An 11845-nucleotide genomic window follows, 5' to 3' on the forward strand; every position below is an offset into this window, starting at 1 on the left:
GGCAATATGTTTGCTTTGATTGATGCTGCGTTATCGCGTGCACGTACCATGCTCACCTTATTGGTGATGATTTTGATTGCTGGAGTGATCACTTACATTACGATCCCCAAAGAGTCGAGTCCCGATATCACCATCCCAATCATTTATGTTTCCGTTGGGCACCAAGGCATTTCACCAACAGATGCTGAACGCTTATTGGTACGCCCAATAGAGCAAGAGTTGCGTTCGATCGAAGGCGTAAAAGAAATGACCGCTGTGGCTTCAGAAGGTCATGCCTCGGTCACGCTTGAGTTTAGTGTAGGTGTCGATCTGGCCGAAGCAATGGCGGATGTGCGCGACGCTGTGGATCTTGCCAAACCTAAATTGCCCGAAGACAGTGATGAGCCAACTGTAAATGAAGTGACGTTCGCATCAGAAGAACCGGTATTGACGGTGGTTTTGTATGGCACGGTGCCCGAGCGAACTACCGTACAAATTGCTCGTGCACTGCGTGATAAGTTAGAAAGCTATCGTCAGGTTCTAGAAGTCGATATTGCTGGTGATCGTGAAGATATCGTAGAGATCGTGGTCGATCCGCTGTTGATGGAAAGCTACGGTTTGGATCAAGCTGACATCTACAACTTGATTGCTCTTAACAACCGAGTCGTAGCTGCGGGTTTTGTCGATACGGGATATGGTCGTTTCTCGGTTAAAGTTCCTTCTGTGTTTGACTCTCTTAAAGACGTACTAGAGCTACCTATCAAGGTGAACGGTAAAGAGGTGATTACCTTTGGTGATGTTGCGACGGTGCGCAGGGCATTTCGCGATCCTGAGAGTTTTGCTCGCTTAGATGGTAATCCTGCTGTCGTACTCAACGTCAAAAAACGCGCGGGTGAAAACATTATTGAGACGGTTGAGTTAGTCAAACAAGTGATGCTCGAGGCTCAAAAGCGTTCAGAGTGGCCGAATAACCTACAAGTCAAATACACTTGGGATCAGTCTGATGACGTCAAACTGATGCTCAACGATCTGCAAAACAACATTCTCTCTGCCATCATTCTTGTCGTCATTGTTATCATCGCGATACTTGGTGTGCGAACCGCTCTCTTGGTTGGTATCTCGATTCCGGGTTCTTTCCTTACAGGTTTGTTAGTGCTGTCGGTGTTTGGCTTAACGGTCAACATTGTAGTGCTCTTCGCGCTTATTATGGCGGTAGGTATGCTGGTGGATGGCGCTATCGTAGTGACCGAATTTGCTGATAGACGGATGCAAGAAGGTACGCCACGTAAAGAAGCCTATCGAGACGCGGCAAAACGGATGGCTTGGCCTATAACGGCATCGACTGCGACGACCCTTGCTGCGTTTGCCCCTTTACTGTTTTGGCCAGATATTACCGGCGAATTCATGAAGTACTTGCCGTTAACGTTGATCGCTACACTGACTGCCTCGCTGATGATGGCGCTGCTGTTTGTTCCGGTGATTGGTGGGATTATTGGTAAGCCTCAAGTTGTGAATCCCAAAAGCCAGCAAGAGATGGTTGATCTGCATAACGGTGAGTTTGATAAAGCCACTGGCATCACCAAGCTCTATTACAAGACGCTTTCGATTGCGATTCGTCACCCGTTAAAAGTATTGTTCAGTGCGATTTTGCTCGCGGGTGGTGTTGGCTTTACTTATAGCAAAGCGGGTTTAGGAGCTGAGTTCTTCCCAGAAGTTGACCCTGCATTCTTTACCGTTAAGGTGCGTTCTTACGGTGACTTATCGATCAACGAAAAAGACGTCGTGATGAAAGAGATCGAAAAAGTCATGCTAGGACACGATGAGTTTGAAAGTGTCTACACGCGTACCGGAACGGATTCAAATGATGGTGATGAGATTGGTCAGATTCAGATTACGCCTGTCGATTGGCAATATCGCCGCAAAGTGAAAGACATCATTGAAGAGCTCAAACAGACTACCAATCAATTCTCAGGCGTGGAGTTGGAGTACAAATTCCCCGATGCTGGTCCGCCAGTAGAGCATGATCTCGTTATTGAAATGTCGGCGCAAAATTCAAGCATTGACCAGTTAGACAGTGCAGCCAAAATGGTTCGTTACTGGGCTGATCGTAATCCAGCTTTAACTAACTTGAGTGATACCACTAATAAAGAAGGGATTGATTGGCAGATTGATATCCGCAGAGACGATGCTTCTCGCTTTGCTGCTGATGCGACTTTGGTTGGTAATACTGTCCAGTTTGTGACTAACGGTTTGAAGATTGGTGATTATCTGCCCGATGATGCCGATGAAGAAGTCGATATCTTAGTGCGTTATCCGCAAGAGAAGCGGGATATCGGCCGCTTTGATCAATTACGCGTGAAAACGGCGGCTGGCTTAGTTCCGATCACTAACTTTGCTCAGATTAAGCCCGATCACAAACAAGATACGATTCGACGTGTTGATGGCCGACGCGTAGTGAACATCAAAGCAGACATGGTTGAGGGTTATAACCTTGCCCTTGAATTACCAAAGATAACCGCAGAAGTAGAGCAGTTGGGCTTACCTACTGGTATTGAGTTTAAAATTCGCGGTCAAAACGAGGAACAAGAAAACTCTTCTGCGTTTTTGCAAAGTGCTTTCATGGTTGCACTGGGTGTGATGGCTTTGATCCTGATTACTCAATTCAACAGCTTCTACCAAGCATTTTTGATTTTAAGTGCTGTGTTGTTCTCTACAGTTGGCGTGTTTGCCGGCTTGCTCATCTTCCAAAAACCGTTCGGCATCATTATGTCGGGGATTGGGGTGATTGCGCTGGCTGGTATTGTTGTAAACAACAACATCGTATTGATTGATACTTACAATCAAATGCGCAGACGCGGTTTAGAAAAATCAGATGCGATTTTACGTACTGGGGTGCAGCGCCTTCGTCCTGTGCTGTTAACCACGGTCACTACCATACTTGGCTTACTGCCAATGGTGTTAGAGATGAACATCGACTTAGTGAATCAGAAGATTGAGTTTGGTGCGCCAAGCACGCAATGGTGGTCTCAATTGGCAACAGCTGTCGCAGGCGGTTTGGCTTTTGCTACGGTGTTGACGCTGGTGCTTACGCCTTGTCTTCTAATGCTTGGTCGCGAACACAACCTTGATGAAAAAGAACCACAAACAAAAGAGGCAGCTTAGGCTGCCTCTTGGGTGTTGTTCTAAACAATCATGTCTTTTTACTTCATCGCGAGTAACTTACTGTAGCGATCCAGCTTCGCCATGCTGATTTTTGCATTCGCCATGAAGGTTTGCTTCGCTTTACCCGTTAAAGACTTCGATTGCGGCAGCTTCACGGTTCTTGGGTTCTTATGAACACCGTTAACCAAGAACTCGTAGTGCAGGTGTGGACCGGTTACACGGCCAGTACCGCCTAAAGTACCGATGGTTTGCCCTTGTTTCACTCGTTGCCCTGTTTTCACTGTACGTTTCGTTAAGTGCAGATACTTAGTGATGTAGGTGTTACTGTGTTTGATAAACACGTAGTTGCCGTTGAATTTGTTATAAGCTGACTTTTGTACCACACCATTACCAGCTGCCCAAATTGGTGTACCAACTGGCGCTGCGTAATCGGTGCCTCGGTGAGGACGAACTCTGCCCGTTACTGGGTGTAAACGGCGAGGGTTAAAGTTAGAGCTCACACGGCGGAAATCCAGAGGAGCACGTAAGAAGGCTTTCTTCATTGCTCGACCATTTTCATCGAAGTACTTACCGCTCTTCTCATCTAAAATCGCAGTGAAGGTATCACCTTGGTTTTTAAAGACTGCTGCGATGATCTTGCCACGTCCAATGACTTCGCCCTCGACGACTTCTTCTTGATAAAGCACGCGGAAGGTGTCGTTTTTACGAATGTCCAAAGCAAAGTCGATGTCCCAGCCAAAGATGCCGGCCAATTCCATAATTTGGTTAGCATTCAAGCCTGATGAGATGCCTGCATTCCAGAAGTTGGATTTGATGGTCGCTTCTGCGTAGTTGAATTGGTAATCGACTTCTTTCTTGTCCACTTCAGAAACGTATTTGCTGCCTTGCAGTTTTATACGGAAAGTTTCGAAGGCATTGAGTGTACGTTTAAGTTGAATAAAGTCGTTGTTTTCATCAAAGCCAAATTGGAGTCTATCGCCAGGACGAAGTCGAGTGAGCTGTTGTTTGATTTCTTTATCGGAAGTAATCAGTTCATGCAAAAGGCGAGGAGACAGACCAACGCGCTGAAACAGAACCGCAGCACTCTCACCATTTTTGACTTTATACGTTTCCCAGCGCAAAACAGAAGGGAGGTTAGAAGAAGTGCTGCGCTCGGGTGATTCTACGGAAATCGGTACCGAATAATGCTCACCAACTTTGAGTCGGCTTTGCTGCGGATCGAGGTCTTGCGGATCGGGTAAGAAAAACAGCGCGACAATGATAAGCGCACTAAAAAAACCGATCAGTACTTTGTGCAAGAGTGGTAGTCGGACAAAAATCGAATGCATGAGGTACTTGATTACTAAATTAAACGTAAAAATTGACAACTACCTAGTCTAACTTGTTTCAAAATGCATCGCTATTCAAGTAAGATGTTCAGCTATTATATTTTTGCCAAATCTGTGGGAGTGAACAAGAATGGCGAGCATTGAAGCTGCATTAGCCGAGATTAAGCGCGGTGTTGAAGAGCTGATTCCAGAAGAAGAGCTGATCGCAAAACTAAAAGAAGGTCGTCCTCTACGTATTAAATTGGGCGCCGATCCAACAGCACCTGACATTCACCTAGGCCATACGGTTATTTTCAATAAGCTTCGCTTGTTCCAAGAACTAGGTCATGAAGTGACGTTCCTAATCGGTGACTTCACTGCGATGGTTGGTGACCCAACAGGTAAGAACACAACTCGCCCACCACTAAGTCGTGAAGACGTTCTACGCAACGCTGAAACGTACAAAGAGCAGGTGTTCAAAATCCTAGATCCAGCTAAGACAAAAATTCAGTTCAACTCTGAGTGGCTATCTGAGCTTGGCGCAGAAGGCATGATTCGTCTTGCTGCGAACCAAACTGTTGCTCGTATGCTAGAACGTGACGACTTTAAAAAGCGTTACGCTGGTGGTCAACCAATCGCTATCCACGAGTTCATGTACCCGCTACTTCAAGGTTGGGACTCAGTAGCAATGGAAACGGACGTTGAACTTGGTGGTACTGACCAAAAATTCAACCTGCTAATGGGGCGTGAGCTGCAAAAATCTCACGGTCAAAAACCTCAAGTTGTACTGATGATGCCTCTTCTAGTTGGTCTAGATGGCGAGAAGAAGATGTCTAAATCTTCAGGCAACTACATTGGTATCAGCGAAGCGCCAAGCGAAATGTTTGGTAAGATCATGTCTATCTCTGACGATCTAATGTGGAGCTACTACGAGCTACTGTCTTTCCGTCCATTGGAAGAAATTGCACAGTTCAAAGCTGACGTAGAAGCAGGTAAGAACCCTCGCGATATCAAAGTACTGCTAGCGAAAGAAATTATTGCTCGTTTCCATAGTGAAGCGGATGCCGATGCGGCAGAGCAAGAATTCGTGAACCGTTTTGCTAAGAACCAAATTCCAGATGAAATGCCTGAGTTTGATTTTGAAGCGGGTACACCAGTAGCAAACCTACTGAAAGAAGCCGGTCTATGTGCTTCAACTTCTGAAGCAATGCGCATGGTTAAACAAGGCGCAGCTAAGATTGAAGGCGAGAAAGTTGCTGATGCGAAGTTTGCACCTGAAGCAGGTACTTACGTATTCCAAGTTGGTAAACGTAAATTCGCACGAATTACTATTAAGTAATCAATAACTGTTCAAAATGAAAGCGCCTACTGGGCGCTTTTTTTGTATGAAAATTTGGTGAATCCGCAAGAGATTGACTGTAAAAGTGACTCGTTTTTGCTACTATACGCGCGCTGCTAGATGAGCAGCTTTATCGGAGATTTACATGAACAATACCGACCATCCTCCCAGTTGCTGGGTGAGTAAGATTAAGGGAGCGAAATAACCCGCTTCGGTATTGGCGATCTCCGCCTTACCTGAGTGGTGAGGCATCTTTTCTAATTTTTCCTTCTTGTTATTTCCCTTCATAAATTCTGAATAGACAGTGCTTCTGCATTGATGTTTTCGTGCATCCAGTATTTCTAATACACGTAATGGATTGTGCCGAAGGCTATTTGCGCGCGTTGTCGATGGTCGTTACCAATGCCAATCGGGAGATTCGCCATGACGGTAATGAACAACACTTTTATTGAAACAACACCAAACTTCTCTGAAGTAGAAATTGGTGCCGCTCGTAATGCTTTTTTGCGATACGAGCAAGAGCAACAACTGCATTTACTCACTGTTATGCCTATTGATGAGGCGGTAGGTATTTTGCAGCATTGCTCAGTAGGTTATGTGAATAGCCTTATCGCTCAACTTGAGCAAGCAGGGCATGACAAACGTGCGCGTCATTATGCTCACCAGTTAGGTCTGCATATGTCTGAGGTTGATACGCCGGATGGTTATCTTTCTACGAGCGTGCTAGGGCATGTGAAGCAGCGTATTGGCTGGATCATTGCGCTTGCGCTGCTTGGAATAGTCTCTGGCTTAATCATCGCCCAATATGAAGACACATTGAGCCAACTTGTATTGCTAGCGGTTTACATGCCGGTAATCGCGGCAGCTGGTGGTAATACAGGGACGCAAGCGGCAACCTTGGTGATCCGGGCTCTCGCAACGGGTGAGCTCAAGAAACGCCAATGGTTGGAAGTGCTATGGAAAGAAAGCCGTGTCGCTCTTTTTATCGCACTAGCAATTGCTGTCGTTATGGTTGGTCGCATCATGCTATTTAGTGGCGGGCAATCGACTGGAGGATTTGCGCTTGAGGATATCGCGTTGGCGATTGCCGTTGCGTTGTTTATTCAGGTGACCATTTCAACCACGCTAGGCGGATTACTGCCTATTATTGCTCGAGCTTGTAAACTGGACCCAGCCGTATTGGTGAGCCCAGTTTTAGCATCGATTGTCGATATATCAGGGATGTGGATCTACTTTACTGTGGTGAACTACTTCTTAGGCATTGCCTGACTAAAGCTCACAATGTCTTGATAGAACAATTTCTCAAACTGAGTAATAGGGGCGACAACAGGTTTGTTATCGTCCCTTTTTTCTGGGAAATAGTCCGAGACAAACTGAACAAAGACCGTGTTTGGTTTGCCATTCTTATCTAATCCATACCCGGCCATGTTGTAGGTTCCGTAAAGTGAACCGCTCTTCGCAATCAATTGTCCTTTAATTGGCGCCTTACGCATACTTTTGCGGTATTGCAAGGTCCCTGACTCACCAGACTTAGGCATGATTGCGATCAGGTTAAGTTCCTTCTCATGCTGCCAAATGTAACGCAAAATAGCCGCCATAGAAGTGGCTGAAATTCGGTTGTTGCGTGATAAGCCAGAGCCGTCTTCTAATCTTGCATTACGAATATCGATACCTGTATTGGCAAAGATGATCTGTTTGATGGCTTCTGTGCCATTAGTAAAGCTTCCCGGTTGAACAAAAAACTTCGCGCCAAGTGTTTTAGTCAGCGTATCAGCTATCAAGTTGTCTGAGCGTTTTAGCATCTGATCCAATAGCTGCGGCAATGGTTCAGATTTGTGTACAGCAAGCAATTTACGCTGTTTTTCTGGGGCTTTACCAATTCGGACATTCCCTTTTAATGAAATGCCGACTTGTTTGAGGAGCTTTTGCACTTTTTGACTGGTGTAGCGTTCAGGATCTTGCACGGCGAATTTAAGAGGAAGTGGCTTGTCGCCACGGTCGACCAGACAGCCGGTTAGTTCATATTTGTTGTCTGGGTTAGCAATAAGGTCTAAATCACAGTGACGGCTCTTCTGAACGCTTCTAGAGACGGTTTTTACACTTGTGCTGACATTAATTGGTTGATGTTCAGGGACATAAACTCGTGTTGAACCGTTTTTCTTGGTGTAGATGGAAGCTTGAACACAGTTGTCATTTAGAGTGATTGCGGACGCTGGCGCGCTATAACAAACCCCCAGAATATCCCATGGCCAGCCTACAGCGCGGTTGTACCCAGTAAAGGCGCTATTATCTAACCAAAGATCGCCTTTAATTTGGTTTAGTCCACTTTTCTTTGCTCGCGTCAGCATCGTTTTTAGATCTTGAGTGAGCAGAGTTGGGTCGCCAGAGAAGGTAAGTACAGCATCTGAGCTCGAGCTTTCTAATGTGGTGCGAAATGCGAAGCTATTCCCCAGTTCGAGCTTTGCTGCTAAAGCTGTGACCACTTTTAAGGTGCTGGCTGGTGGGAAATACTGATCGGTTGGGTGAATACCGGTTAGCTCGCTTTGGTCGTTGAGCTTTTCAGCAATCAAGCTGACACGAGAACCTTCTGGTAAAACCTCTTGGTGAGGATAAGCCATTGATGTGAGTGGGGCGAGACTAGAAAAAAGTAATAAAGACCAAGGTAAGCGCATAGTGACAGTTCGTGAGGTTAGTTATGCAATTGAGTATATACCGAAAAATCGCAGAATTCTGGATATAAAAAATGCCCGCATAGTGCGAGCATTTTATCTTCAAGTCTTAAGACTTAATTAGAAGTCGTAACGTAGACCTAGAGCTAGCTCGTCTTCTGCATCAGCTTTAGTAGCTTTGTAGTTAGAAGCAGTAGTTGAGCCCATTGAATCGCCAGCATCAATTAGGTTGAAGTTGTACGATACGTAGCCACGGAAGTTAGGCTTGAAGTAGTAAGACGCGTCTACAGCGAAGTTGTTTGCTGAAGTTTCGCCGTTTGTCTCTGCGTTGTTGTATGTAGAAGTGAACACAGTTTGACCTAGAGTGTAAGCACCCGCTAGTTCGTAACCTGTGTAGTCTACAGTGTTCTTGAAGTCAGCTTCTTTTTCGCCGTCAGTGAATACACCAGCGAAGTATAGGTCGCTCATAGTGTAAGAAGCAGCAAGCATGTATTCGTTAGCGTCAGCTTGGTCTGCGTAACCAGCACCTAGGTCAAGACCAGTGTCGCCTAGAGTGTAGATTGCAGATAGAGAGTAGCCATCTTCGCCGTTGTCTTTGTATTCGCCGTTTACTTCTTCACGGTCAGCAAAACGGTAGCTAGCTTTAACAGCTAGGTTTTCGAATTGGCCTTTGTAAGAGAACATGTTATCAGAACGGTCAGCTGCAGCTAGTTTGTCAGCAGCAGAGTTACCGTGGTAAGCCATGATATCTGTGAAGTCGGTAATAACGCCTAGTGCACCGTCGTTTTTACCGTAAGTCATTTCACCGAAAGCACCGCCTAGACCAGCGTATGCGTAACGAGTGTCTAGATTGCTGTTGCCGTCTACGCCGCCGTTTTCAGCTGTAGTGAACTCACCTTCCCAGAAACCAACACCGTATAGGTTGTCGTTGATTGCTTGAGTACCAAGGAAGTTTAGACGGATACGAGAGTTGTCCGCTACGTCGCCATCTTTCATAGATAGACGTGCTTCAGCACGGCCGCCCATTTCTAGAGAAGTGCCGTCTTGGTTGTAAAGCTCAGCTGCGTTAACGCCAGTTGCCATAGCTGCTGCAGATACAGAAAGAGCAATTAGAGTCTTTTTCATCTTATTTGTCCTAGTTAGCTGTCCATAATCATTGTTTTATGGGGGAGAGGTTATCTCTCACAAGTTGTTGTTGTGCGTATAGTTTCACTCGTGAGAATCGCCCACATTCGAAAAAGCTATGACGTAACAACTTGCCGGACATGTTTTACTGCTAAAGTTTCCTTATGAGTTAGTAAAATGATATAAATCCAACTAATGAACAGTGTTCAATTGTGTGGTTGCTTACCTCAAGTGGTTGTATTTTAACGATTTGTTTCGGCATGACATTAGCCTGACATTGATTTGTTTTTATCTTTCTTGAGGTTTTTTATGTAATGAACAGTGTTGTTTTTCAATAAATTGCGATGATGGTTAAATCTAAAAACAATTGATGGCGCGTTATTAACCACACAACTAGGCAGCAAAATCGAATTAAGGTGATTTCATACCCTAGTTTGTTTAAACTAATCAAAACAGAATCTTTGAACGTACTACCCAGTCACCATGATTGGGTGGGCTTTTTTTGTCCAAAGACACCTTTGGCCTTGAGGTTATATAATGGAAAAAGTTCCAATGACACTGCGTGGCGAACAACTGCTACGTACTGAGCTAGATCGTCTACTAAAGCTTCGCCCACAAATTTCAGAAGCAATCGCAGAAGCGCGTGAACTAGGCGACTTGAAGGAAAACGCAGAATACCACGCAGCTCGTGAAGAGCAGGGTATCTGTGAAGCACAAATCCGTGACATTGAATACAAGCTATCTGTAGCTCAAGTCATTGACGTAACAACGATGGACAACACTGGTAAAGTGATTTTTGGTTCAACGGTTACTCTAATTGACTGTGATACAGAAGAAGAGAAAACGTACCAAATCGTTGGTGACGATGAAGCAGATATCAAAGCCGGCCGCATTTCAATCAGTTCTCCAATCGCACGTGGCTTGATCGGTAAGATGGAAGGTGACGAAGTCGTTATTCAAACCCCAGGCGGTGCGAAAGACTTCGAAATCGATAGCGTTGAGTATATCTAATTAAAACCAGTCTGTTTTAATTAGGTTTAAATAATAGATGCAAAAAAGGTCGCCCATGGCGACCTTTTCTTCTTCCTCTGCGCAAGTAGGGATTACTTACGTGGGATTTCGATTTTACGCTCTTCAGACTGGCGGTATAGCACAAGTACTTTACCAATTGTCTGAACTTTTTCAGCGCCCGTCTCACGTACGATAGCGTCGATGATCAGCTGTTTTGTCTCACGGTCTTCTGATGCAACTTTAATTTTGATCAGTTCGTGGTGGTCAAGAGCGATTTCAATTTCTGCTAGCACGGCTTCTGTAAGTCCATTTGCGCCCATTAGCACAACAGGTTTTAAACTGTGAGCCAGGCCTTTTAGGTGCTGCTTTTGTTTGGTGCTTAGGTTCATTACGCGGCCAATTTTCTTTAAAATAAGGGTTGAAAAAAGCTATTTTAACGCCATCTATTGCTGAAGACTATAATTTATTGAGTAATAGGTTGAGCCTATTAGAACAATAGCTCCTAATTACGCCTTGTTGGGATTAAAATGAGTAAACAAAAACATTCGGCTAGTTCTGGTCGTTGGTTGAAAGAACACTTTGATGATAAATACGCAAACGAAGCTCGTAAAAAAGGCTACCGTTCTCGTGCTTACTTCAAGATCGAAGAGATCCAAACGAAAGATAAATTGTTGAAATCTGGGATGACTGTCGTCGATTTAGGTGCAGCTCCAGGTGGATGGTCTCAATATGCTGCTAAGATAATAGGTGAAGAAGGTCAAATCATTGCATGTGACTTATTGCCTATGGATCCAATCGCTGGTGTAAGCTTCCTGCAAGGTGACTTTCGTGACGAGGCGGTTTTAGATGCTCTATTAGAAAGAATCCAACCTTCGATGGTGGACGTAGTAATGTCTGATATGGCTCCTAACATCGCTGGTAATAACTCTGTAGATCAGCCACGAGCTATGTATTTAGTTGAATTGGCTTTAGATATGTGTCGACAAGTTCTAGCACCTAATGGTAGCTTTGTCGTAAAGGTTTTCCAGGGTGAAGGCTTCGATCAATTTGTGAAAGAAGTCCGAGACATGTTTAAAGTCGTAAAAATCAGAAAACCAGACTCATCGCGAGCTCGCTCCCGAGAAGTCTTCGTTGTAGCCACTGGTTACAAAGGTTAACTATTTCGCTCGTTTAGAGCATGGTTAACACTATAGCTACAGGAAATGAACTGTAGTACCCTACCTTTAATTACAATTAGTTATCGAGAGGCTGAC

Annotated in this window: 9 protein-coding genes; 5 read left to right on the forward strand and 4 right to left on the reverse strand. The window is 44.9% G+C overall.

The window, feature by feature from the left end:
• The first annotated feature begins 6 nt into the window (after positions 1-6).
• Positions 7-3141, forward strand: a complete 3135-nt coding sequence (locus A9237_RS11560; RefSeq protein WP_078608213.1) for an efflux RND transporter permease subunit — start codon at positions 7-9, stop codon at positions 3139-3141.
• Positions 3142-3179: 38 nt separating this feature from the next.
• Here A9237_RS11560 and A9237_RS11565 read toward each other — a convergent pair whose 3' ends face one another.
• Entirely contained in the window at positions 3180-4469 is a 1290-nt protein-coding gene (locus A9237_RS11565) for a peptidoglycan DD-metalloendopeptidase family protein (protein WP_005439427.1), read from the reverse strand.
• A gap of 130 nt (positions 4470-4599) precedes the next feature.
• On the opposite strand from A9237_RS11565, the gene tyrS reads away from it, so the two are divergent.
• A complete protein-coding gene (gene tyrS / locus A9237_RS11570) occupies positions 4600-5787 on the forward strand; it encodes a tyrosine--tRNA ligase (protein WP_005439437.1) in 1188 nt (395 codons plus the stop codon).
• Positions 5788-6210: 423 nt separating this feature from the next.
• Positions 6211-7056, forward strand: coding sequence for a magnesium transporter (locus tag A9237_RS11575; protein ID WP_009707532.1), 846 nt, complete (start codon positions 6211-6213; stop codon positions 7054-7056).
• Here A9237_RS11575 and dacB read toward each other — a convergent pair.
• Positions 7035-8459: a serine-type D-Ala-D-Ala carboxypeptidase gene (gene dacB, locus A9237_RS11580; protein ID WP_078608214.1), complete on the reverse strand. Its 1425-nt coding sequence runs from the start codon at positions 8457-8459 to the stop codon at positions 7035-7037. The two genes, A9237_RS11575 and dacB, sit on opposite strands and share 22 nt — an antisense overlap.
• Positions 8460-8576: 117 nt before the next feature.
• Positions 8577-9581, reverse strand: coding sequence for a porin (locus A9237_RS11585; protein WP_009707530.1), 1005 nt, complete (start codon positions 9579-9581; stop codon positions 8577-8579).
• Between the two features lie 537 nt (positions 9582-10118).
• Here A9237_RS11585 and greA point away from each other — a divergent pair.
• Positions 10119-10592 (forward strand): transcription elongation factor GreA, encoded by a 474-nt coding sequence (gene greA / locus A9237_RS11590; protein WP_005439449.1) that lies wholly within the window; start codon positions 10119-10121, stop codon positions 10590-10592.
• A gap of 92 nt (positions 10593-10684) precedes the next feature.
• Here the strand turns inward: greA and yhbY are convergent, their stop codons facing one another.
• Positions 10685-10981: a ribosome assembly RNA-binding protein YhbY gene (yhbY, locus tag A9237_RS11595; RefSeq protein ID WP_005425257.1), complete on the reverse strand. Its 297-nt coding sequence runs from the start codon at positions 10979-10981 to the stop codon at positions 10685-10687.
• A 138-nt stretch (positions 10982-11119) separates the two neighbouring features.
• Between yhbY and rlmE the strand changes: the two genes are divergently transcribed.
• Positions 11120-11749 carry a 23S rRNA (uridine(2552)-2'-O)-methyltransferase RlmE gene (gene rlmE, locus A9237_RS11600; protein WP_005439450.1) on the forward strand — a complete coding sequence of 210 codons (630 nt, stop codon included), beginning with the start codon at positions 11120-11122 and terminating at the stop codon, positions 11747-11749.
• Positions 11750-11845: the final 96 nt, after the last annotated feature.

The organism is Vibrio owensii (genome assembly GCF_002021755.1).
Taxonomy (GTDB): domain Bacteria; phylum Pseudomonadota; class Gammaproteobacteria; order Enterobacterales; family Vibrionaceae; genus Vibrio; species Vibrio owensii.